The following is a 22,945-nucleotide window of genomic DNA, read 5'->3' as shown; positions in this document are numbered from 1 at the left end:
AGAATGTCTCCGCTAATCAGCCGCTTTTCGCTTTGCGCCCTAAGGCGCGCTGACTGGCTGACCCGCTGACTTGCTTTCTCCTGATACACTCATCTGTTTTGCGGGAGTGAACTGAATGGCTGAAATCAAGACAGTCGGCGTGCTTGGCGCCGGCACGATGGGTAACGGTATTGCGCACGTCTTCGCGCGCAGCGGATACGATGTGCGCCTGTGCGAGGTAGATCAGCGGTTCCTTGATCGTGGACTCGAAACGATCCGAAAGAACCTGGACCGTGAAGCGGCCAAGGGCAAGATAACTGCGGATGATGTCACAGGAGCACTCGCGCGCATTCATGGAACATTGGAACGCGCATCGCTGGCATCCTGCGATTTTGTTATCGAAGCGGCAACGGAAAAATTCGAGATTAAGAGCCAGCTTTTCGCAGAGTTGGATTCGATCCTGCCGAACGACGTCATTCTCGCCTCAAACACATCTTCGATTTCGATCACGAAGCTTGCCGCGCAGACGAAGCGTCCCGAACAGGTCATCGGCATGCACTTCTTCAATCCTGTGCCGGTCATGAAGCTGGTCGAAGTGATTCGCGGGCTTCAAACTACACAGGCCACTTACGACACAGTCAAGTCTCTGGCGGAGAAACTGGGCAAGACACCGGTTGAAGTAAACGATGCTCCCGGCTTTGTTTCCAACCGTGTGCTGATGCCGCTGCTGAATGAAGCCATGTACGCGGTCATGGAGGGGGTGGCAACTCCGGAATCCGTGGACGAAGTCTTCAAGCTGGGCATGGCGCATCCTATGGGCCCGCTCACGCTGGCCGATTTCATCGGCCTCGACGTTTGCCTCGACATCATGCGAGTCCTGCACGATGGCCTCGGCGATCCGAAATACCGGCCATGCCCGCTGCTGATTCGCATGGTGGACGCTGGCTGGCTGGGCCGCAAGAGCGGACGCGGATTTTATATGTACGAATGAAACACTAGCTTCCGTAACCGCGGTGTTCGAGGGAGCGCAGCTTTTCGCTGGTAGGCCATGAAATGGTGAGCAGAAATGCGGAATCTTCCATCGCTTCGACATCGTGCTTGATGGAAGGACCAAGCGTAAACAGGCCTGCCACCCGCAGCTCGTATGCCTGGTTTTGAACATTGACGCGAATAGCGCCTTTCAATACCTGGACGGAGATTGCGCCATCAGTATGATGTTCCTTCATGCGCGCGCCACGTTCCATGCTGATGAGGACGGCGCGGAAGTCGGCTCGCTTGTCCAGAGTCTTCGCATAAACACCCGACTGCCACGGCTTCTTCTTCTCTGCATCGGCGATCTCGTTTAACAGGTCAAACTGCGCGGAATCACCTTGTGTAGCCACTTCCTTGACCGAATCCACTGCCATGAAAATGCCTCCTGGTATTAGAAGATGCCTTTTCGATCCGACTGCACCAGAGTAGCGCGTTTCCGGCGGCGCAATCAAAGCGGGCTGTTTTCCGCAGGTACGATGAGTAAATGGATTCATTGAGCGCGCGCGCTGTTGCCGCGGCCATTGATGTTGCGCGAGAACTAGGACTGAAATGCAACGATGAACCAGAACTACTCGCTGACGGCAGCAATGTGATGATGCATCTGAAGCCCGCCCCTGTGGTTGCACGGGTTGCGACGACTACAGGACTCGTCCGCAAGCCTGCAGAGCATTGGTTGGCGCTGGATCTAAGCATGGCCGGATATCTGAGAAAGAAGAATTTTCCTGTCGTGCCGCCTAGCATGGAACTTCCGCCGGGGCCGCATCTGCATGACGGCCTCACCCTCACTTTCTGGGAATATGTCGAACATGACCGGAACTATGTAGCAAACCCGCCGGAAACAGGCGCATTTCTGTGCGAATTACATGCAGAATTGCGACATTATCCAGGTTATTTGCGCTATTTGAGCCCGTTTACTGAGATTCCGCTATGGCTGGGTGAGGTGGAGCATTGGAATGTGCTCAACGATGACGATCTGGCCATGCTGCGGCGGGCATACGGAATGATTTCCCTCCAGATCGGCGCGCTTGAACTGCAGAGTCAGCCGCTGCATGGCGATTCTCACAAGAGAAACATCCTGAAAACAAGGCGGGGTCTGATTTGGACGGACTTTGAAGATGCGTGTCGTGGGCCGCTTGCATGGGACGTGGCATGTTTTGTCCGCACTTCAGGCGAGAACCGGGAAACGGCGCTTAAAAGCTACAGCAGCAATTTCAATCTCGAGCAGTTAGAGCCATTTTTTGCCGCGCGCGACCTGCAAGGCGCGGTGTGGGGCGCAATTCTTTCAACACGGTTCGCAGATCGCAGAGAACGGGCCGCAGAATGGATGGCGGTATGCAGGGAACGGTATGGATAAGCTAGGCTGGGCTTGGCCTCGATGAACTTGCAGCCTCAATCCCGTCCACGTCTTGTAAGTATCGACGCGCTTCGCGGCGCGATCATGATCATTATGGCGCTGGACCATGTGCGGGATTTTTTTCACAGAAGCGCCTTGTTATTCCCGCCGACCGATCTCGCCAGAACAAATACCGTGCTTTTCTTCACACGCTGGATCACCCATTTCTGCCTGCCGGTATTCATGTTTACGGCGGGCATGGGGGCATTTCTCTGGTGGCATCGAGGGAACCGAACCAAGAAGCAGTTGTCGCGCTTCCTCTGGACACGCGGCGTCTGGTTCATCTTTCTTGAACTGACGGTGATGCAGTTCGCTTATAACTTCAATGTTTCTCCCCGCGACACAGTTCTGCTTGTCATGCTGTGGATTTTTGGCGTCTGCATGATCATGATGGCCGCGCTGATTCATGCGCCGCTGCGCTGGCTGACCGTGTTCAGCGTAACTGTCATTGCACTGCATAATTGTGTCGATCCGGTCAACGCATCGCGGTTCGGCTCCGCGGCATGGGTGTGGAACATCGTGCACCAGCCTGGCGTGTTTTTGTTCGCAGGCAGGCAAGTGCTGCAAATCTACACGCTCTTGCCCTGGATCGCCGTGATGACAGGCGGCTTCTGCTTCGGCAGCCTGTTCACACTCGAAGCGGCGGCGCGGCAGAAAATTATGCTGCGCATCGGCCTCTTTGCGACCGTCGCTTTCTTTGTAGTCCGCTCCATCAATCGCTATGGAGACCCCGCACCATGGTCGGTCCAGAAGTCAGCCATCTTCACGGTGCTTTCATTTCTGAACTGCACAAAGTACCCGGCATCGCTTGATTTTCTGCTGATGACTCTGGGCCCAGCCATCCTGGTTCTTATCTATCTCGACCGTCATCCACTAAAGGCCACCAACCCAGTGGTTATCTATGGGCGTGTGCCGTTCTTCTACTTTGTGCTGCATTTTTATCTCATTCATTGCCTGATGGCGCTCATGGCCTGGATTCGCTATGGTCATGCTGCTTTTTCATTCATCTTCAATCCAATCCCGTCCATGGGTGGACCGCGGCAACTGTTCCCTGCAAATTTTGGATACAGCTTGTGGGTCGTTTATGTCATGTGGGCCTTAGTGGTTGTGCTGCTGTATCCGGTGTGCCGATGGTTTGCCGGAGTAAAGTCGAGACGCAAGGACTGGTGGCTGAGTTATCTGTAAAGCAATGGCATGACGGCACGCTTTTCATTGCCCGCCATGCCATGACGCTTGTTCGTTTTAATTGCGAACATCGCAAGCGTTATTTCCAATGAACGCAGGCATGGCCAGGTCTGATTTATTGCGCAATTACCATCTGAGCGGTGCTGCTGGTGTTGATCGTCGTGCTTTTCCAGTAAGGGATGGAGAAGGGCAGCGTATATGTCACAACTACGTTGACAGCATTGCCAGGGGTTTTGGAAGAACTGGCCGAGCAGGATGCCCATGTCATTGACCCGGATGAGTTGACGCTGGCAGCGCACCAAGTAGTGGTCACGGTGAGGTTGCCGGAGCTGAAGCCGGGATAGCCGAGGTTCTGGACGTAGGTTTGGATCTGCGCAGCGGTGACGTTGCAGTTGGTCAGGCTCGGGGTGTTAGTGCAGGAAGTCGAGCCGCGAACGCTGGCATAGCGGGCAGCTTCGCGCGCCGCATCGGAAACAAAGTTGTATGTGTAGAACGCGTAGCCAATCTGGATGAGGCCGAACAGCAAAGCGAACAGGATGGCTGAGACCATCGCGGTTTCGACCAGAGTTGCTCCATCCGATTTACGGATGGTGCTGACGCGTAACCGCGCAGTCCATCGCCCGCTTATCGCCGCAATGAAGGTGCTCACTGAAGGCACTTTTGTACCGCCTGTCCTCGTAACGTGAATGAGGTGGGGAGGCCTGGCAGATGAATCATCGGATTGAACGACACCTGTGTATTGACGGTGAGGATTTCCTCTATATGAGAGTTTGGGCAATCGGTGTTGCCGCATGTGGAGGATGATCCATCGGAGCAAATGCACGAGTAGGAAGAGGTGGTGGAGAGGCCGTTAAGATTGGCAGCGTCATTTGCGGCTGCGGTTGCAATTCCATTCGTATCCGAAGCGGTGTTGCCGTTCTGAGCTCCATAGGCAGCTCCTGCCCGGGCGGCGTTCGAGACTTCGATGGCAGCAAAGGCCAGTCGGCCCAGCTCAGCTACTCCCACCAGGAGCAGAATCAGAAGCGGCACGGTAAGGGCGGTTTCGACCAGAGCCTGGCCGGAGCTTCTGAACCAACTGTGTTCAAGCTTTGTGTCGGTCATATTCCCTTTCGCCCCTTACTCTACAAGAGTGACCACCAATAGCGGGGACGTGGTGGGATGTACCTTGCTGTAATTGGGAATGTCGATGAGTGACGCATTATCGTACAGCGAGGCGGCGATGATGCCGGTGGCGACTATATTTCCGCCGTTGTCCTGCAGGTACACCTGTGTGCAAGGAGCATAGATGATGCCGTCCAGCGAACTGCTGCTGCCGAACACCAGCTGCAACTGGGGGGGATTACTTGCGTTGCACGCATAGGAGGAGTTGGTAGAAGGCACCATGAGGGAGATGCCGTTGTAGGCGCTGCTCTTCGAAGTAGACGCGGTGTAGATCAGCGTCGCGTTGCTCGGCTGGTTGTAGGTGCCGCTGGCTACGTCGATGGTTCCACCATTCACTGTTACAGTCCCGCTAATGGTGACGCCATTACCGAAAACGTAGGTTCCGGCCCCCAGGGTTACCCCGTTCAGCGTAACCGCCTTGGTGTAGCAGATCGTTTTGCCATCGCCGGGGGCGCTGGCCGTCATATCACCTGAAAGGCTCGCGGCCGTTGTGTTCGTAGAGTCACAGCCTGAGCCAGTCGACGGGTTAGGGTTGGGGAGGTTGCGAAGGGGATTGCTCCTCGCGCCGGCATTCTTGGTTAAGGGCGTTGGAGATGGACTGTGCTGAGGGCTGGGATTGCCGACTGCTTCAAGGTAAAGTGCGTTGACTATACCGCCATTGCCGGTGATGCTTACGTCGCCGTTGTCAGGTGAGTTCACATAGATGCCGCAATCGGTGGCCTCGATATCGTAGCCGCCTTTAAGCTGCAACCCGGTGCCTGAAGGATTCATCAGCCAGATGCAGGGCCCACCTGCAGTGGACCCAGCGACGGCCCGGGTAGCTATCGTGACTGAACTGCGATTGAATATTCTCATGAAGAACGTCGGGTTGGGTGCGCTGACGATTGCCTCTACGAAACCTGCGGTTCCTGCATTTGGGCCATAGGCCGGAGGAGTGTTGACGGTGACTGTTGCCCCGCCACTGCCGTCGGTAACGCCGTTCTGAGTTGCGGCGGCCTTTCCTGCTGCTACTGCTGAGGTAGTGGATCCGTTGTAGAGGTAATCGACCGCGCCGGCGGCAGCCGCGGCGTCGGCGGCAATCTGCAGGTTCCGCTTGGCGTGGAAAAGGACGCCGATATCGACCCCGAGGCCGGCAAAGCCTAGAAGGATGGTCATGCAGAGCGCAGTGAGTATGAGCGTCTGCCCGCTTTCATCGCGTCGAACTTGCACGGGGTTCGTCCTCCCCCTTCACGCAGTCTTTATGGTGATCTGCTCGCGCTCACCGAAGCCGGCTGGACAAAAGGACGGGCCGGCGACAGGTGCTTGCAGCATGTGCTCCACCATATGTTGGGGAAAATAGTGCAACTTTTATGCCAGTCTGCCTGCATAAGTGAAGCCGGGTTCCAAAAAATGCAAAGAGCAGTAAATTATTGCGGAATTGTAATTTTGAAATCGATATATCAAGATGAAATTGAGCGATTCCGGTGGTTACTTATGGTCCTACTTCTGAAGTGCGCCACAAAAAATGCGAATGCAGCTCAAATGCCATCGAGATGTAGCCAAAGCTGGTTCTTTGCTGCGATTTAAGCCCCTTCTTCCACATATGCCAGGAGTATTCTGGAGGGCATGGTGCGGATGACGGTGCTGGCCAGCGGTTCAAAGGGCAACAGCACTGTAGTCTCCAGTACACACACGCGTATTCTGGTGGACGCGGGCATGTCCTGCCGCGAGATTTTCAAGCGGATGCGCTCGATGGACGAAGACCCGGAGACGCTGGACGCGATTCTCATCACGCATGAACATCAGGACCACGTACAAGGTTTGCAGGTCACAGCCCGCAGGCTGGGGATTCCGGTCTACTTTACTGAGGCAACCCACCGTGCCTGGATGCGCTGGATGACTCCGCGCAAGCGATTGACATATGCCGAGTGGCTCGCGCAACGGCAGCAGGAATCTGCGCAAAAAAAGGCGGAGGCTGAAGCAAGTGCGAATCCACTGGATGGCGATGTGGAGAATCCGTTTTACCGTGAGGCCGAGCTGGCTGAGTGCGCTGCAGAGGAAGAAGAGCTGAAATCGGAAGAAAAAACCGAGTCCGATCCTTGCGCTTTGCCGGGAGTGGAATACTTCCGCGCCGGAACGCATTTCTCCATCGGAGATATTTCCATCAGCGCCTTTACAATTCCGCATGATGCCGTCGATCCGGTGGGCTTCGTCTTTCAGGCGGAGGGCCTTCGCATTGGCATTGCAACCGACCTCGGCTATATGCCTCCTAATGTGAGTCTCCAGCTTCGCGGCTGCGACGTGCTGATGCTTGAATCAAACCACGATCTTGAGATGCTGCGCGACGGGCCCTACCCTTGGTCAGTGAAGCAGCGAGTCATGTCGCGGGTGGGGCACCTGTCAAATGATGCTACCGCCAGGTTTCTCGAAACGAACTATGACGGGCAGGCTTCCTATGTCGTTCTGGCGCATCTATCAGAATGTAACAATCTGCCGGAGCTTGCGCGCGTTGCGGCAGAGCGCGCCTTGCGTGACCGTATGAACTTGCTGGGAAACAGGTTAGTGCTGGCGGAACAACGAACGGCAACAGAACCTATTGTGCTATAACTGCGCTGGTTTATACTTTAGTTAGATTCCCTGGCCGCTCCCGGTTGCAGTTTCCACGGCCCAAAATGGGCCTGAATGAAGCTATTGCCTGTTGATAGAAACGTTAGGGCGGAGAACGGATTCACATGAATTCTTGCACCGATCAGGTTGTCGGAGACATACTCTCCAGTTGGAGATATGACATTTCCGGAATCTCGCCGGAAATGCGCACAGATTACGAGCAACATTTTGTGGAATGCCAGCACTGCCGGTCGCGGCAGCGCCTGCATCGCACCATCGACGTTACGCTGATTGGAGTGGCCACCGCGTCAATGATTGCATTCGTGCTGGCGCTGGCTGTAATCCATCACCTGGAGCCACTGCGCAACTGGGCGATCATGAACCTGCGGTTGCACCGGATCGATGTGGTGTTGACATTACAGGCAGCAGCAGTTGTTGGATTGCTGGTGTCGGCGCTGGCATGGGTACTGGTGGCGATTGCGACGCCTGCCCCCGTGTATATCACTGGCGTAGCGCTGGCACAGGCACGCGAACTGCAGAATAGGCTGCCACGAAAAGCTGCTTGATTTTGGAGATTTGGGATGAGCCCTCGCTTCGGCGAGGGCTTTTTGTTTTAGTCGTCCAGCAAACGGTCGTGGGTCGGCAGCATACTTTGGTGAAGGACTCTGCTGATGAATATGCCGCGCCGCATGGGCCGGTAAAAGATGACGTGTCTTCCCCGCTCGATGCGACGGAAGCCTGGATGGATCAGGAAGCAGGTTCGGCCCAGTTTCGGCATCTTGGCAATCTGTTCGAAGCAATCAACAAGATCGGTAAGATACGCCGTAGCCCGCACCTCGCCCCATTTGTCGGTGGAATAGTCAAGAATTTCGGCCAAATCCGCTTCAGCTTGTTTTGAATACTGGACAGCCCTCAAGCAGTCTTCCGTTTGTTCGTCGCCGCGCGATTGCGGACACGCTGACGGAGCCTGGCAATAACATCGCCTTCGGCAACGCCGCTGTTGATTCCAGCCTTTACTGCGGCGCGAAGCGCTTCTACTTTGGCTTTATCTTCCAGTTCCGACTGCTGAAGCTGACGCAAGCCGGCGCGGAGCACTTCGCTGGCATTGGCATACTGGCCGCTCTCAACCCTATCGTTAACATAAGCGTCCAGCTCGGCTGAAAGATGGAAGTTACGGGTAGGCATTAGCAAGTGCTCCTAGAATCCGATGTTAGCATCGGCATGGCAAAAATTGCCATAAGTGAGGGTACTAAATCGCGCGAAGCAGGCGGGCAGGAAGGAAGATGAGAGCGGCCACAAGTTCAAGCGCGCCATGCACGGCGATCCCGATGACACGGAAAGGCAGGAGCAGCAACCACACGAAGGGATACGCAACCAGTGCGAGCAGCGCCAGCGGCCAGCAGAAGACGAAGAGGATACACCAGAGGAGAAACTTAATCACAGACAGCCATCTCCTTCCACCTGTCAGGGAATACGCCGATTTCGACAAAGAAGTTCCCGTTGCCTAAGTGGTTTCTGATTCTTTCTCCATCGGGATCATGTCCACGGCGCCGACCAGGTTTGAGACACGCTCGACGTGATGGTGAGCGCACCACGACTCAAGACCATGGGCGATGCGCTCAACCGCGCGCGGATCGGCATAGCTGGCCGTGCCTACCTGAACTGCGGTCGCTCCGGCCAGAAGAAATTCAACAGCATCTTCAGGAGTAGCGATGCCGCCCATGCCGATGACCGGGATGTGCACCGCCTTCGCCGCTTCCCAGACCATGCGGACGGCAATGGGCTTAATAGCCGGGCCCGAGAGCCCTCCGGTAATGTTGACGATGCGTGGGCGGCGCGTTTCCACATCGATGGAAAGCGACAAGAAGGTATTGATGAGCGAGATGGCGTCGGCGCCCGCGTCTTCAGCGCAACGAGCCATGGCAGAGATGGATGTGACATTCGGGGAGAGCTTGACGATCAGCGGTCGCCTGGCAACTTCTTTCGCACGAACGACAAGCTCGCCCAGAAGCCGCCAGTCCGTGCCGAAGACCTGGCCGCCACGTTTTGTGTTTGGGCACGACGCGTTCAACTCGTAGGCGGCAATACCTCGTGCTTCATTCAATGTTTCGATCACCGCGATATAGTCATCGACTTCATAGCCGAAGACGTTGGCGAAAATGCCACATGAAGGATAGCGCGCCAACGCAGGCAGCTTGGTGTCGATAAATGCTTTGGCGCCGATGTTCTGCAACCCGATGGCGTTGATCATTCCAGCAGCGGTTTCAATAATGCGCGGAGCCTGATTACCTGCCATCGGTTCGCGCGACAGTCCCTTGGTGACGAAGCCGCCAATACGGTCGAGCGAGACGATGTCTTCGAACTCCACACCGTAAGCAAACGTTCCGCTGGCTGCAATGACCGGATTGCGAAGCTCTATGCCGCAGAAGCGGACCTTCATGTCGGGCTTCACGGTTGCGGCTTCTCCGTTGGAGTCTTTGCCGGCGCTTTTTCAGCGGAGGTGGAGCGTGTGCTCCGGTGCACGCCATGGACGGGCATCGGCCTGGGATACGTCACTGCCGATGGCGGCTTGAGCGCCTGCGTGAGAATATGCCCGACCGATGCCGATGGTTGATTTACCCCAAGCAGCGAGGCGAAAGTCGCCGCCAGATCCACCGGTTCGACGCGTCCGTGATAAATGCCGGTGGCGAATGGCGCGCCGTAGAAGCCGAGCGGCACATGACGGTCATAGGAATAAGGTGTGAAGTGCGTAGTGCCGTTGGCCTTTTCCAGACCCATCTGGAAGGCTGCGGAGACAACGCGCACATACCATCCGCCGTTTGCGGTGTAGCTGTGCGCCAGCAGCTCGCCGAAGTCGGTGTGCGGCAGATCGCCATCCGCCAGTTGCAGGCGGGTGAAGCTGCGGTAGAGCACCGGACGCGGCGGCAGCTTGGTCTGCGCGGGCAGCTTGTCATCGCTGGGTTTGGTCAATTCCTGAAAGGCAGGTGCCAGCGCATCCTGCACAGCACTCTCTGCTTCCTGCTCGTTGATTCCCGCACGGTCAAAGGACGGACGATTCAGCGACAAGTACGGCAACTCCTGGTTGGGAAGCACATAAACGATTTTTTCGCCGGGTGAGAACTTCTGGTTCATCGCGTCATTCAGTTCATCGATGAGCTTTTTTGTGTCGATTTGCGCGGCGTTCATGCCCAGCTGCGCGGCAACAGCCGGAGAAGGCGCGACTCCGTGGTCAGCGGAAATAGCAACCCAGACATTGCCGAGGCCGCCTTCGACATTTTTGTCGAGCCAGGTGAAGAAGCCGTCGAGGTCGGTGTCGAGCGCGTCGACGATGGCGCGCTGCTCATCGGCGTCCGGCCCTACGCGATGGCCGAGGATGTCGGTGCTGGAAATGCTGAGGGTCAGCATGTCGGTGACATCGTGCTTGCCTAGCTGCTCGCCGGTGATGAGCGCCTTGGCAAAATCGAGTTCGTAGGTAATGGCGGCCGGCGTAGCACCGACCTGGCCTTCAAAATTTGTAATGTTGGTCAGGCCGCTTTCCTGCCTGGCCTGGTCGAGACGTCCGCTGGCGTTGAAGGCGACGGCCCAGTCAGGAAGCTGCGCCATGTAGTAGGTCGAGGTTTCATAAATCCCAGTTTTTTCATCGATCCAGAAGGCTCCATTTGCCGCAGCGCCTGAGGGCAGAATCGCGGCGCGGTCCTTCAGTGAAACGCCGAAAACTTTGGCTTCGCCTTTGGTGTCGAGGCGAAGTTCGTCGCCTACGGTTGATGCAAGCAGATTGCGCGGCGACCGTCCCGGGCCGGTCTCGCTGCCCGCGGGCATGCCGATGATGGCATAGCGCTCATCTTCAACGGAGGTGACGGGCCGCTCCTTATTGCGGTCGAGGTCCCACCACTGGTTCGAGCCGATTCCGTGGCCGTCAGTGTATGCGCCTGTGCCTATGGTTGAGTGGCCCGGGGCGGTCAACAGGTTCGAATACTTGTAATAGCAGTCGGGAAAATATGCGCCGTGATCGAGGAAGAGGCGAAAACCTTTCGGCTTGAAGTCGGTGCGGTAGCGCTCCAGGTAGTCTTCTCGGAACTGGTCGATCACCAGGATGACGACCAGCTTCGGATGTGCGTCATATGCGCTGGCGTCTGCCAGGGGAACGAAACTTGCGGTGAGGACGAGAACCACGAGGAGAGAGCAGAGGCGCTTTAGAATTGGCATGGCGTTCCAGCACTTATGGTAACAAGCGCAATAGCGAAAAAAATCAGGACAGTCCAGCTACTAATTAATTGTGCATGGATTCTGGCTCAAAGCATCGATGCTATGCCCTTGGGGCGACCGATAGTCTGTATCGGGAGCCGAAGCTTGCAGTAAAGTAGTCCCATCGTGATCATCAATCTGGCGCGTCGCGCGCACAACCACAACTGGGAGCTCGACCCAATCACCCGCTCCCTTCTCGATACCGATTTCTACAAGCTGCTGATGCTCCAGTTTATCTGGAAGCATTTCCCGAAAACGCGCGCGTCATTCTCCTTCATCAACCGCTCAACGCAGGTGCGGCTTGCCGAATTCATTGATGTGGATGAGTTGCGTGAACAATTGGAACAGACGCGCCGCCTGCGCTTTCACAAGTCAGAGCTGATATGGCTCGCAGGCAACACATTCTACGGTCGCCGGGGAATCTTTGAGCCTGCGTTTCTCGAGTGGCTGGAGCGCGACTTTCGCCTTTCTGAATATGAACTGTCAGCTCGCGACGGGCAAGTATCGCTGACATTTAACGGGCTCTGGGCCGAGACAACGCTGTGGGAGATTTACGCGCTGTCAACCATCAACGAACTGCGAACGCGCGCCGCGCTGAAAGACCTGAGCGAGCTGGAGCTGGATATCCTTTACGCGCGCGCCAAAACGCGGCTGTGGGAAAAGATGGCGCGGCTGCGCGGCGTTCCCTGTCTGCGGTTGAGCGACTTCGGCACGCGGCGGCGGCACAGTTTTCTGTGGCAGGAGTACGTTGTGAACGCAATGACTGACGTGCTCGGTGCAAGCTTCACCGGCACGTCAAATACCTACCTTGCCTACAAGCATGATCTCGAAGCCATCGGCACCAACGCGCACGAGCTGCCGATGGCGCTAGCGGCAATGGCAAAGGACGATGAGGAGCTGAAAGCGTCACAGTACCGGCTGCTCGAGCTATGGCAGCAGACTTATCAAGGTGAATTGCTCATTCTCTTGCCCGACACCTTCGGAACGACGCAGTTTCTGGATAATGCGCCGGACTGGGTTGCAAACTGGACAGGACAGCGCGCCGACAGCAAAAACCCATTCGTTGCAGGCGACGAGTACATTGCGTGGCTCGAAGCGCGGGGGCGCGATCCCAGGCAGAAGCTCTTCATCGCCTCAGATTCATTGGATGTGGACGAAATTCTCAGTCTCAACGCTCACTTTGCCGGAATAGTCCGGAACGGCGCTTCACCCGCGGACTTCCACGACGCGAGCGATTTTCTTGATAACAAAAAGTGGCTCCCCGAGCGGCGCATCCGCTTCAGCGCAGGCTGGGGCACGCTTCTGACCAATGATTTCCGCGACTGCAACCCGCGTGGCGATGACGCCTTCGATCCGGCAAGCCTGGTCTGCAAGCTTAACGATGCCGACGGCAGACCGGCGGTGAAACTCTCCGACAATTTCCAGAAAGCGCTCGGGCCCGTGGACGAGGTCGAGCGCTATCGGCGAGTTTTCGGGTCTGAAGGCATGGCCGAAGCGCCTATTGTGACTTAATGTCTCACAGGAATAAGTATGAGCGAGTCTGTTGAAGGCTTTTACGACGATCTGTCTTCTCATTATCATCTGATGTTTGAAGACTGGGATGCCACGATTGCCCGGCAGGCAGGTGTGCTCGGCCCGTTGATCGAGCGTTATACAGGAAAGATGCCGGCGCGCATTCTGGATTGCGCATGCGGCATCGGCACTCAAGCACTGGGATTAGCGGAACGGGGACATTTTCTGGTTGGTTCAGATCTCAGCTCGCTAGCCATAGAGCGCGCGAAGAGAGAGGCGCAACTAAGGGGCCTGAACATTCCATTCCATGTCGCAGACATGCGCGATCTAAGCGACCTTCCCGACAGCGGCTTCGACGCGGTTCTAATTGGAGACAATGCGCTTCCGCATTTAATGACGCAACCCGAGCTTAAGCAGGCGCTATCTACGATTGCGACTAAGCTTGCGGAGTCGGGAGTCATACTTGCCACCATCAGAGAGTATGATGCCCTGCGGGTTAACCGACCTTCGATGCAACCTCCAGCCTTCTACGCGCGCGATGGCAAAACACGTTTTGTTCATCAAGTCTGGCAGTGGGAAGATGACACGTACATATTTCATGTCTACATCACGCTGCAGACCAATATTGGCTGGACAGTGAAACACTTTGCATCGCGATACCGCGCCCTCCTGCGATCCGAGCTTAATGAAGCCCTGGAGGCAGCGGGCTTCATTGATATTGAATGGCTCAGTACTGACGTCACATCGTTTTATCAACCGATTGCCGTCGCGAGAAAAAGAGCTCGCAGCTAATCGGCGGGGTTTGAGGCAGCCGACCTCTCCAGTAATCCGGAAGTCTATGCTTGATCTTGCATTTGTGAGGACCAACTTGCTATTGGTCGAAGAAAAGCTGCGCGCACAGCGGGCTGGACCCAGCGCATACCGTGTCGACTTACGGATTAGTAATTCACGAGATACAGCGTGCCTTTAAGCGTGATCGGATCTTTCTCCATCGACCGGAAGGTCAGTGTCAGCGGCTCTCCAGCATGCAGATCCCTTGCGCCGATCTCTCCCACCGCCCAGGACAATCCACTCCAGACAACCTTGTCATAATCCTCACGGATAGGCAGCTGCTTTCCATCCTGCGTGGCTTCCAGAAGAAAAACCTTGCTCATATTTGTGCCTGATGGCGGGCCTCCCGCCCAGGTGCGGCGCAGACTGCCGTCCGGCGAATACTGCTGCATGATGAGCCGCAGATCGCCACCCGCCGGAGCGGGAATGGTCGCCTGAATCACCCCTTTGCCTGTTTCATGAAACTCGGCAGGCACAGGATGAATCGAGCGCGGAATCACCACATCCTGCTGAATGCCAAAGTCGAACGCAGACGAGGCATACTTGCCGAAACCTATCATTGCCATCTGCCCCGGTCCAAGCTCTATGGAGTTGCCGCTGAGGCGTGGCACAAACCCGGCATCGCGAAAGAGAATGCGCCCCTCGCCGAGCGGATTCTGCGCCTGAGAGAGCAGCGGCATCTCAACACGGGCAACATTCTGCGCAGGATTCATAACAACATAGACGCTGCCATCAGCATCCAGCGCGCCAAAACCGTAGGTCTGTACTTCGCCAGGAATTTCTCCGAAGCTCTTGATCCTGCCTTCCGATTGGAAGTGCAGATAGAGCGATTGCACGCGCGCGAACCAGCGTGCATCGTCGTCGCTAATGAGCTCAAGGTTGCCATGCGTCGTATCGATCCAGCCGCCGCGCGCCATCATCAAAATGAGAGCGCTCTTCCATGCGTGCATGGCGCGGTAGTAGATGGTGCCGGTCTTGCCCACCATGAAGCCGGTCGAATCGATGCGTTCTATCGGCAAACCGGCCTGCTCGTAGCGGCGCACCTGGTGGTCGCTGTAGATGTCCATCGAGCGCCAGAAGCTCATCTCCGGAACATCAGACGGTCGCGGATCACCAGCGTATTGCGCGTCAAAGACTTTGAGCCAGTCGAGGTCGACAGGAGTCTTGAAGGGAAACGGATAGTAGGTGGAATCCATGTCGCCGCCGAATCCATTGAACGCCTCAAACACAACATCGGGATTCTTCGCGCGGAATTTCGCCAGCGCTTCTCGCAAAGCATCCGTGTTGCGGCGAACAATCTCTTCCTTGCTCAACTTGCCTTCATCTTCGGCTGGAGCAATCGTCAGATCGACAAAGTCGAACTTGAACATGCGGATGCCCTTGTCGTACCAGTATTGGAGGACGTCCATGAAGTCGGGCAGGAAGCCTCCCTTATAGAAAGACATGGCCCAGCCCTTCTTGTTCAATGAATCTCGCCATGCGGGAGCTGCATTGATTTTGACAAGCGTGTTGGAGCTGAACCACAGTCCCGGTCGAATACCATTCTGCTGGCAGGTCTTGATCCAGATATCCGGACCATCAGGCCAGTTCGGCTTGCGCCATGTCCGGTAGCCGCCGTTAGGATCAAACCAGAACGCGTCCATCATGTAGTAGTCGAAGCGGACGCCGAGCTTCCGCAGTCGCAATACTTCATTCAACTCGCGCATGGCGAGCTCCTGCGTCAACGGAATGTTGTCCGACAACTCGTCATACGACGACCAGTTGTTGTAAACGGAAATTGGGTCGCGCAATATTGGAGCGCCGAGTTGATCGGTAGAGAACTTCTGCTGCGTCTGCGCCAACAGACTGGAAGATGCCAGCAATACAACCAACGCCGCATTCCGTTTCACCCTATTCATTTCCATTCACTCCCATCTGAGAATACGCAGGTTCGCCAATCCACGCCCTTGCAGCGAGGCCCAATGCCGCAGGGCCGGCAAAGCCTTTCCATTGCTGAACAACTTCGCCTTGCGGAGAAACGAGAATGCTCTGTTCGCCGCCTGCTTTCGAAAACGCCACCGGGATGCCATTCAAATCGAGATCACTGATCGCATTGCGCATTACTGCGCTCCGGATTTCCTGCGAGTTTTCTGGAACGAGCAGAAGGACCACCTTAAGTCCGCGCGCGCGGTATTGCTGGTCAAGACTCTTCAGAAAGACGATCTGCTTCAGCGCGTCATCATCAATGAGTCCTTGCTCGTCGAACGAAACGGGCACTTCGCAATACAACCGCCAGTTCTTGCCTGTGCGCGAAATAGTGAATGGCTGCCCGGCAACGTTGATATATTTTCGGCTGAAGACTTCATCTGCGTTACTGCGAGCCGAGGCCGCGCGAAAGACGTTCGACCATTGTGATAGCGGTTGCTGGTCAAATGTGCTGCCGTCTTCCTGCTGCGTAGCTTGCTGTATTTGCGGAAGGCCGGAGAATGTCCTCGCGCCCCATTGCCATTCAGCTTTCCCTGCGCCAAAGTAGGTGTACTTATTCTGAGCGAACGCCAGAGCGCTGCTGCTCTTCACCAGCCACGGCGAGGTGGAATAGATTTTGTTGTTGCGGAAGACGGTTGTTCCAGCCATAATCTGCGCGTTATTCAGCAGCGCCGGAGCTTTCTCGTATGGGCCCCAATAAACTGTGTTGTTCTCGACGGTAAGCCCGTCAATCGATCCGCCATTCCAGGTATAAAGAAAAATCGCGCCCTGATAATTCGCCATGCGAGGACTGCGCCCATTGTTTACGCAAACATTTCCGTGCACTGTACTCTCGCGGGTAACAAAGCCCGCTCCAAAGACGGCGATGCAGTAGCCTTGCGTGTCATGCCCGTAATTATCAATGACTGAGTTCTTCGTATTTCCGTAATCGATATCAAACGCGCCGCCATCAACGCCGGGGCTGTCAGTAAGGAATGCCTCATTCTGTGAAACAGCGCAGTCGTCGCACATCCACGTCCAGATAGCATTCGGCGTGCCGGTTGTTTCCGTAATCTGCATCCCAGTGTTCCACGCCACGCTCGATTCGATCTTTCCGCCGCGGCCACGGAACAGAACAATGCCATCCCCCTGAACGTCGTGGACCATGGAGTTGCGGATGACAACATTCGTGCTCCATGTGCTCTCCGGTGGAAAACCAAATTTCCCGCCGCCAATCATAATGCCCATCCACTCCTGCGTGTTCCATGCTGTGACGCCGTCCACCAGCACATCATCGAAGTGTTGGTCTACACTGCCTGGCGTAATCAGCACCAGGCCGTTGTCCTTGCTTTTCATCTCGCCGCCGAGAACGTCGTGCACGGTCAGGTTTTTCAGGTGGACGTGGTGCAGAATTCCCTTGTCTCCGCTGATGAAAATCCCATATGTGCTGCCGCCGGAAAAATCCAGCGAATCCACATCCCAGTACTCCTGGTTAAAGAGACGGAGGGACTCTTCGCTCGCTGCTGGAGCAATAATTCTGGGCCGTGGTCCTTCGCCATAAGCAGTAAGACGAATCGGCGCCTGCGCGCTGCCAGAGCCTTGTGGCGCGAGCAACCCATGGCATTGGGTTCCGCGCCGAAACGAAATAACATCACCCGGCACAGGAACGAGAGACCGAAGCGCATCGAGAGAATTCAGCGGCGATGCAGGTGAAATGCCTGTTCCATTCGGGGGCGCGGAACAATCAATGTAGTAGGCACGGCCCTCTGCGGTGCTTTTGTGTATTTTTGTTTGGGCGAATCCACCAGTAGCTATGGAAAGCGTGAGGCAGGAGAACAGCAAAAAACAATTTCTGATTCGATGCATGCGGATAGATTTCAAATAAAATCCGCGCCGCAACTCAGCGGTTGCAGCGCGGATGAAAGATAGCCTAGAAAAGAACCTTTACGTCGAGTTGTACCACGCGATTCGCGTTGGGAGCCCCATTTTGCCGGATTATCTCGCCATAAGTGCCGCTGCTCACTGTCCCGTCCGGATTGCCGAAGTGCGGAGTATTCAGAGCATTAAATGCCTCCATCCGCAACTGCAGCTTGGCGCGTTCATAGACTGGGAATTCTTTAAATAGCGACGTGTCGATATTTACGTTGCCCGGGCCTACAACAATGTTCCGTCCCGCATTGCCGGGAGCGAGGTTGTCACTGCCATTTCCAATGAATGGATCATTGGTGAAGGCCGCCGTGTTGAAGTACATATCGAGCGTACGTTTGCCACGCGGCAGGTTGGGATCGCCCACCCTGTCCGGCCTCAATCCAGGCAGCACACCAGTTGGATCAGTCCCGCGCACCACGTTTACCGGTGTCCCGCTTTGCATCAGGTAGATGGCATTCAACTGCCAACCGCCCAGAATGGCATTTGTTATCGGGCCCCACGAGGAGAAGTATCGCTGGCCCTGGCCGATTGGGAGATACCACAATCCGCTGAAGACGAAGTTGTGCCGCACGTCGCTGTCTGCAGAGGCATATTCCGCGCGCAGGTTGTACGGGTCTTGTGGGTTGTTGTTGTTGATGTGTCCTAGGTTGAAAGGCGCAGGACCGTTATCGAGATTGTGACTGTAGGTATAGCTGCCCAGGAAGCTCAAATTGCGCGATGCACGCTTGCTTACCTTCAGTTCCAGAGCATTATAGTCGCCAAAGCCGGAGTCGGTCAGATATTGAATTTTCCCTAAGTCCGTCGTCAATCGGTTGTCGTAGTTATTTGTATTGTCGTAAGGATTAGCGTTAATATCGCCGATTTGATAAGAGAGCGCGTGAGAGAGCGAACCCACATACGCAAGATCCACAGAGATAGAGGAACCCAGTTGCCTCTGCAATGCGACATTGAAGGATTCCGAATAGCCTGTCCGGATATGCGGATCGAGAGCGTACGTTGTCAATAGATTCCCATTGGGAACGTTGGCCGGGTCTATGATTCCATTCGCAGGAATGTTGACGTCCGTACTACGCTTAACTCCCGGATCCAGCTGATATGCGTAATACCCAAAGTAGGCTGAGTTGAAATAACTCGATTGAGTGGCGAAGGGAGCGTTCTTTGTGAGGAAGTCTTCGCGACCATCATTCTCCGGACTATAGAAGATTCCAAAGCCGCCGCGCACAACAGTCTTCGGATCGACTTGGTATGCGAACCCGATGCGAGGAGCAAATTGGTTCTTCCGCGCGTTCATAAGTGAATCGGAATTCCCTCCGCGTCCAGCGACCAGGATATGCCCACTTGGCACGTCATAATTCGACATGTAGTTGCTGGTTTCCGTGTAGGGATTTTGATACTCATAACGCAGTCCGTAGTTCACGGTAAAGCTCGGCGTTATCTTCCAGGAATCCTGTGCGTAGAGATCCAGGTCCCACGACTGCGTGTGCGGATTGGTCAGCTGCAATCCAATATCAACAACTTCGGGAAGCCCAAGGAGCAGATCGGCAATGTCGGAGCCGCCATATGCATTCCAGCCATTAGGAACATATGGAGCATAGCCGTTTTGCGCGTTGAAGGACGGGTCAGACGTCTCTGCGGTGCTGAAACTGGAGTAGTACTGAAAGCCTGTGGGGAAAAGTGAGAAATTGGGCCGGGAATTGAGCTTCCGGAAATCTCCACCGAACTTGATAGTGTGACCAGTGATGCCGGTCAGAGTGAAGTAGTCGGTGAATTGATAGTTTTGGTCGAGCACATGGTAGGGCTTGTAAGTCGAACCGCCCGAAAGATACCCGTCGGCGAGGAACATATATGGATAGCCAACCGTCGCGGGGTAGCCGGGAACTGTAATGTTGCCTACGCCATATTTTGTCGAGTAATCCGTGCCGTTCAGCAGACTGTATTGATCCTGGTAATAGTTTGTGTAACCAAACCGAAATTCATTCAGTCTTGTCGGGCTGAAAATATGATCCTCGGTAATCGAGATAGACTGAGCGCCGTCGTCCTGCTTATTGGCCTGATCGGCATCGCCTGCGCCGGGCACAACGGTCGCTCCATGGTATGGATCGGTGACGAGTTGGTTATTGCCGCCCCAGTGATAAATTGCATAAAGTCGGTCTGCCTGCGTAATTACCTGATCGTAACGCGCATCGACCTGGTTGGTATTAACATTCACTGGCGAATCGACAGAAAAGTTTGAGAACCACCCATTACGCGTTCCTGGAAGATTGGGCTTTGGATAGAAATTAAGCAGGGTGTTCAGGCCAGCGGCGCTCACGCGGTTTGCCGGAATAATATTTCCAGAAAATTGTTGCGGCCAGCACCCGGGATAGCCACCATAGCAGGCATACGAAGTCGCAGGATCGAAGATCGGGTCCACACTTCCTGCAACAGGGCACGGTTTTCCATTGCAATAACTGCTCGGCAGTCCGGCATTCGGGTCCACAAGGCCGGAAAGGTCAATCGAGCCATCCGGCTGCTGCTTGATTAAGTCGAATGGAATGGTCGAATCGAGATACGTGTAGGCATTATTCTGCCGACTACCTTCATACGATACGAAAAAGAAGGAGCGATCTTTGAAAACTGGGCCGCCAATCGTTCCGCCGAAATTGTGCTGCTTAAGCGTAGGAGAAGGGTTGGTCGATCCTCCAAACGCGTAGGGTCTTGCCGTTAGAAAATTTGGCCGGAAGAACTCATAAGCTGTACCGTGAAAAGCATTGGTCCCCGCCTTGGTCTGGATTTGCACCACTCCGCCGGCAGCATCGCCATATTCGGCATCATAGCTTGACGTCACAACTTTGAATTCCTGCACTGAATCCACGCTCGGCCGCACCGTCACGTCCTGAGTGCGGTTTGTTGTCGATTCAACGCCGTCGAGCAATATGGAGTTGGCAAATTCCCTTTGCCCGCTCACTGACAGGGCATAGCTATTGATGCTGCCACCCACCTGCGCAACACCCGGCACCAGCAAGGTCAGATCGTAGAAGTTGCGGGACAGCAGCGGCAGGTCAGTAATGTCATTACCGCTGATGACTGTGCCCACCTCAGCAGTCTGCGTTTGCAGCAGAGAAGGCTTGTCCGTTACCTGCACTGTAGTTGCGACAGTACCGGGTGTAAGCCGAAAATTTTGCAGCAGTCGCTGATCGATGGAGAGAACCGCATGCGAAAGGACGGCATCTGAGAAGCCCTGACGCGAGGCCGCCACCGTATATGTGCCTGGCGTAACGTTGAGGATGACATAGTTCCCCGAGCTGTCAGACCGTCCGACGAACGAGACACCCTTCTCTTCATCCGTTGCGGTAACTGTTGCGTCCGGAATCACGGCTCCGGTGCTATCGGTAATCCGGCCTACGATGAGCCCGGTGGTGGCCTGAGCGCGGCTGTTCGGAACCAAGGTAAACAAAAGCCCTATGACGGCGCAGAACGCCATCAGGCTGGCAAAACACTTCGACATAATTGGCACTCCTAAGTACCTCAAATAAGCAAAAGGTCGTTCTATGAACTTGTGGGGGGATTCCAGTAAACGATTTCCTAATCTTTCTAAGATAGGCGCTGCTATTTAGACCTGTCAAGTTTCCATTCCGGTTTTGTGACAAGCGCCGTAAGGGAATTATCGAAAACGTAATCTTCAGAAAATTCATGGCCGCTTTGTAATTAAGACTAAACCTGTCGTATATTGATTAGGACTGATTAAGTCGCATTTTGATTGTGCGCGAGAAACAGAACCAAAACGGCAATTTATGCAACAAAACTGGACCCTTTTTTGACGAAAAGCGGCCCTCGAAACCATCAGGTCAGCGATCACAGCCATAGGGGACTGTGGGCCGCCTGAACTTTAGAACTGACAGGTTCAACTATTTGATGAAAAAGCCGCCCGTTTGGAGGAGAGCCAAAGAAATGAGCAGGAAACAGCGGAAACTTGCCGGTCGGCGCGCCTGGCTGGCATTGGGGACGGTGACGGCTTACGCAGCTGTCAGTGCAACTGGAAAAGCCCAGGCAACATATGCCCAAAACGGCCCGCAAAAGAGCAATCCCAATGCCCCGGCGCAGCCGCCTATTCAGCGCTTCGATATTCACGCCGGCCCGCTGGACGCCGCCCTGACCCAGTTCGCCACTGCAACCGGGATCTCCATTCAATACACCATTCCAGCCAATACGCTCCCCGGTTTTCATACGGCAGGCGTCTCCGGCATATATTCAGCTCCGCAGGCGCTCGATTTGCTGCTTGCCAATACTGGCCTTACCTATTCTCCGAACGGTCAAAACGCTGTAGCCGTGGGTCTGCGGCATGCTGAGTCCGTCCGCGTAACGGACAGCACCTCCGACAGCGTTGCGCTGGGCAGAATACCCACACCGCTACTCGATACCGCGCAATCGGTCACCGCCATTCCGAGAGATGTCCTGGCCCAACAGGGCACAACCACTTTGCGCGACGCGCTGCGCAACGCGCCGGGCATCAGCCTTGCCGCCGGCGAAGGCGGTTCACAGGGCGACAACCTTACCATTCGCGGCTTCACCGCGCGCAACGACATCTTTCTCGACGGTATGCGCGACTTTGGCAGCTATTACCGCGATCCTTTCAACTTCGACCAGGTTGATGTACTCGAAGGGCCAGCAGGCGTTCAATTTGGCCGCGGATCGACTGGCGGCGTCGTTAACCAGGAGAGCAAGCAGCCGCAGCTTCGTCCTTTTATCAATCTTGACGGCGATTTCGGCACCGACCTGACGCGTCGTTTCACTGCCGATATCAACGAACCGCTGCCCGATTTCGCCCACGGAACCGCACTAAGGCTCAACATCATGGCGCACGAATCTAATGTGGCCGAGCGCGACGTTACGGAGAACCGTCGCTTTGGATTTGCGCCGACCATCTCCTTTGGCCTGCAATCACCCACGCGCCTCACCCTCGGCTACTTCCATTTTTCTGAGAATGACATTCCCGACTACGGCATTCCCTGGTATTTCAACACCGTTTCTCCGGTTGCGCGGCACAACTACTACGGCTTCCGCGACGCGAATTACCTGAAGACCGACGTGGACATGGGCACGCTCAAAGTTGAGCACGATCTCGCTGAAGGCTCACTGCTTCGCAACCAGCTTCGCTATGCCAACTAT

Annotated in this window: 20 protein-coding genes; 8 read left to right on the top strand and 12 right to left on the bottom strand. The window is 55.4% G+C overall.

Features of this window, described 5'->3' with window-relative positions; genetic code table 11:
- The first annotated feature begins 115 nt into the window (after positions 1–115).
- Positions 116–970, top strand: coding sequence for a 3-hydroxybutyryl-CoA dehydrogenase (locus tag VEV40_RS00520; protein ID WP_324829413.1), 855 nt, complete (start codon positions 116–118; stop codon positions 968–970).
- A gap of 4 nt (positions 971–974) precedes the next feature.
- Here the strand turns inward: VEV40_RS00520 and VEV40_RS00515 are convergent, their stop codons facing one another.
- Entirely contained in the window at positions 975–1,385 is a 411-nt protein-coding gene (locus VEV40_RS00515) for a hypothetical protein (RefSeq protein WP_324829412.1), read from the bottom strand.
- A 110-nt stretch (positions 1,386–1,495) separates the two neighbouring features.
- On the opposite strand from VEV40_RS00515, the gene VEV40_RS00510 reads away from it, so the two are divergent.
- Positions 1,496–2,365 carry a phosphotransferase gene (locus VEV40_RS00510; protein ID WP_324829411.1) on the top strand — a complete coding sequence of 290 codons (870 nt, stop codon included), beginning with the start codon at positions 1,496–1,498 and terminating at the stop codon, positions 2,363–2,365.
- Positions 2,366–2,386: 21 nt separating this feature from the next.
- A complete protein-coding gene (locus VEV40_RS00505) occupies positions 2,387–3,589 on the top strand; it encodes a DUF1624 domain-containing protein (protein WP_324829410.1) in 1,203 nt (400 codons plus the stop codon).
- Between the two features lie 115 nt (positions 3,590–3,704).
- On the opposite strand, the gene VEV40_RS00500 is transcribed toward VEV40_RS00505, so the two are convergent.
- The 3 genes from VEV40_RS00500 to VEV40_RS00490 are packed head-to-tail and all read right to left on the bottom strand — an operon-like array spanning position 3,705 to position 5,959.
- The gene (locus VEV40_RS00500) at positions 3,705–4,238 is read right to left on the bottom strand and encodes a TadE/TadG family type IV pilus assembly protein (RefSeq protein WP_324829409.1); all 534 of its coding nucleotides are present in this window, start codon (positions 4,236–4,238) and stop codon (positions 3,705–3,707) included.
- Positions 4,235–4,690 carry a TadE/TadG family type IV pilus assembly protein gene (locus VEV40_RS00495; protein WP_324829408.1) on the bottom strand — a complete coding sequence of 152 codons (456 nt, stop codon included), beginning with the start codon at positions 4,688–4,690 and terminating at the stop codon, positions 4,235–4,237. The genes VEV40_RS00500 and VEV40_RS00495 overlap by 4 nt, the downstream gene beginning before the upstream one ends.
- Positions 4,691–4,705: 15 nt before the next feature.
- Positions 4,706–5,959 (bottom strand): pilus assembly protein TadG-related protein, encoded by a 1,254-nt coding sequence (locus VEV40_RS00490; RefSeq protein WP_324829407.1) that lies wholly within the window; start codon positions 5,957–5,959, stop codon positions 4,706–4,708.
- 396 nt (positions 5,960–6,355) lie between these two features.
- On the opposite strand from VEV40_RS00490, the gene VEV40_RS00485 reads away from it, so the two are divergent.
- Entirely contained in the window at positions 6,356–7,336 is a 981-nt protein-coding gene (locus VEV40_RS00485; RefSeq protein WP_324829406.1) for an MBL fold metallo-hydrolase, read from the top strand.
- A gap of 125 nt (positions 7,337–7,461) precedes the next feature.
- Positions 7,462–7,902, top strand: coding sequence for a hypothetical protein (locus VEV40_RS00480; RefSeq protein ID WP_324829405.1), 441 nt, complete (start codon positions 7,462–7,464; stop codon positions 7,900–7,902).
- 47 nt (positions 7,903–7,949) lie between these two features.
- Here VEV40_RS00480 and VEV40_RS20615 read toward each other — a convergent pair whose 3' ends face one another.
- The 5 genes from VEV40_RS20615 to VEV40_RS00455 form a co-directional block, all read right to left on the bottom strand.
- Positions 7,950–8,213, bottom strand: coding sequence for a type II toxin-antitoxin system RelE/ParE family toxin (locus VEV40_RS20615; RefSeq protein ID WP_414637764.1), 264 nt, complete (start codon positions 8,211–8,213; stop codon positions 7,950–7,952).
- A gap of 35 nt (positions 8,214–8,248) precedes the next feature.
- Positions 8,249–8,521 carry a type II toxin-antitoxin system ParD family antitoxin gene (locus VEV40_RS00470; RefSeq protein ID WP_324829403.1) on the bottom strand — a complete coding sequence of 91 codons (273 nt, stop codon included), beginning with the start codon at positions 8,519–8,521 and terminating at the stop codon, positions 8,249–8,251.
- Positions 8,522–8,585: 64 nt separating this feature from the next.
- Complete coding sequence (locus VEV40_RS00465; RefSeq protein ID WP_324829402.1) at positions 8,586–8,777, bottom strand: hypothetical protein; 192 nt, start codon at positions 8,775–8,777, stop codon at positions 8,586–8,588.
- Positions 8,778–8,840: 63 nt separating this feature from the next.
- Positions 8,841–9,776 (bottom strand): dihydroorotate dehydrogenase, encoded by a 936-nt coding sequence (locus VEV40_RS00460; RefSeq protein WP_324829423.1) that lies wholly within the window; start codon positions 9,774–9,776, stop codon positions 8,841–8,843.
- An 8-nt stretch (positions 9,777–9,784) separates the two neighbouring features.
- On the bottom strand, positions 9,785–11,542 hold the full coding sequence (locus tag VEV40_RS00455) for an alkaline phosphatase family protein (RefSeq protein ID WP_324829401.1): 1,758 nt from the start codon (positions 11,540–11,542) through the stop codon (positions 9,785–9,787).
- 165 nt (positions 11,543–11,707) lie between these two features.
- Between VEV40_RS00455 and VEV40_RS00450 the strand changes: the two genes are divergently transcribed.
- Entirely contained in the window at positions 11,708–13,093 is a 1,386-nt protein-coding gene (locus tag VEV40_RS00450; protein WP_324829400.1) for a nicotinate phosphoribosyltransferase, read from the top strand.
- Positions 13,094–13,111: 18 nt separating this feature from the next.
- On the top strand, positions 13,112–13,885 hold the full coding sequence (locus VEV40_RS00445; protein WP_324829399.1) for a class I SAM-dependent methyltransferase: 774 nt from the start codon (positions 13,112–13,114) through the stop codon (positions 13,883–13,885).
- Positions 13,886–14,031: 146 nt separating this feature from the next.
- Here VEV40_RS00445 and VEV40_RS00440 read toward each other — a convergent pair whose 3' ends face one another.
- The 3 genes from VEV40_RS00440 to VEV40_RS00430 form a co-directional block, all read right to left on the bottom strand.
- Positions 14,032–15,822: a hypothetical protein gene (locus VEV40_RS00440; RefSeq protein WP_324829398.1), complete on the bottom strand. Its 1,791-nt coding sequence runs from the start codon at positions 15,820–15,822 to the stop codon at positions 14,032–14,034.
- The gene (locus tag VEV40_RS00435; RefSeq protein WP_324829397.1) at positions 15,815–17,710 is read right to left on the bottom strand and encodes a right-handed parallel beta-helix repeat-containing protein; all 1,896 of its coding nucleotides are present in this window, start codon (positions 17,708–17,710) and stop codon (positions 15,815–15,817) included. The genes VEV40_RS00440 and VEV40_RS00435 overlap by 8 nt, the downstream gene beginning before the upstream one ends.
- Positions 17,711–17,798: 88 nt before the next feature.
- Positions 17,799–21,284, bottom strand: coding sequence for a TonB-dependent receptor (locus VEV40_RS00430; RefSeq protein WP_324829396.1), 3,486 nt, complete (start codon positions 21,282–21,284; stop codon positions 17,799–17,801).
- Between the two features lie 443 nt (positions 21,285–21,727).
- On the opposite strand from VEV40_RS00430, the gene VEV40_RS00425 reads away from it, so the two are divergent.
- The coding region (locus tag VEV40_RS00425; protein ID WP_324829395.1) for a TonB-dependent receptor plug domain-containing protein at positions 21,728–22,945 on the top strand (1,218 nt) is incomplete at its 3' end.

The sequence above is a fragment of the Alloacidobacterium sp. genome, from assembly GCF_035631355.1.
Classification (GTDB): Bacteria; Acidobacteriota; Terriglobia; order Terriglobales; family Acidobacteriaceae; genus Alloacidobacterium.
This window is presented reverse-complemented; position numbering and strand designations above follow the sequence as displayed.

Bases quoted from the DNA above. Each gene is read 5' to 3' on its own strand.
- VEV40_RS00520 (WP_324829413.1), top strand. From the start codon at position 116: ATGGCTGAAATCAAGACAGTCGGCGTGCTTGGCGCCGGCACGATGGGT.
- VEV40_RS00515 (WP_324829412.1), bottom strand. From the start codon at position 1,385: ATGGCAGTGGATTCGGTCAAGGAAGTGGCTACACAAGGTGATTCCGCG.
- VEV40_RS00510 (WP_324829411.1), top strand. From the start codon at position 1,496: ATGGATTCATTGAGCGCGCGCGCTGTTGCCGCGGCCATTGATGTTGCG.
- VEV40_RS00505 (WP_324829410.1), top strand. From the start codon at position 2,387: ATGAACTTGCAGCCTCAATCCCGTCCACGTCTTGTAAGTATCGACGCG.
- VEV40_RS00495 (WP_324829408.1), bottom strand. From the start codon at position 4,690: ATGACCGACACAAAGCTTGAACACAGTTGGTTCAGAAGCTCCGGCCAG.
- VEV40_RS00485 (WP_324829406.1), top strand. From the start codon at position 6,356: ATGGTGCGGATGACGGTGCTGGCCAGCGGTTCAAAGGGCAACAGCACT.
- VEV40_RS00480 (WP_324829405.1), top strand. From the start codon at position 7,462: ATGAATTCTTGCACCGATCAGGTTGTCGGAGACATACTCTCCAGTTGG.
- VEV40_RS00470 (WP_324829403.1), bottom strand. From the start codon at position 8,521: ATGCCTACCCGTAACTTCCATCTTTCAGCCGAGCTGGACGCTTATGTT.
- VEV40_RS00460 (WP_324829423.1), bottom strand. From the start codon at position 9,776: ATGAAGGTCCGCTTCTGCGGCATAGAGCTTCGCAATCCGGTCATTGCA.
- VEV40_RS00455 (WP_324829401.1), bottom strand. From the start codon at position 11,542: ATGCCAATTCTAAAGCGCCTCTGCTCTCTCCTCGTGGTTCTCGTCCTC.
- VEV40_RS00445 (WP_324829399.1), top strand. From the start codon at position 13,112: ATGAGCGAGTCTGTTGAAGGCTTTTACGACGATCTGTCTTCTCATTAT.
- VEV40_RS00440 (WP_324829398.1), bottom strand. From the start codon at position 15,822: ATGAATAGGGTGAAACGGAATGCGGCGTTGGTTGTATTGCTGGCATCT.
- VEV40_RS00430 (WP_324829396.1), bottom strand. From the start codon at position 21,284: ATGTCGAAGTGTTTTGCCAGCCTGATGGCGTTCTGCGCCGTCATAGGG.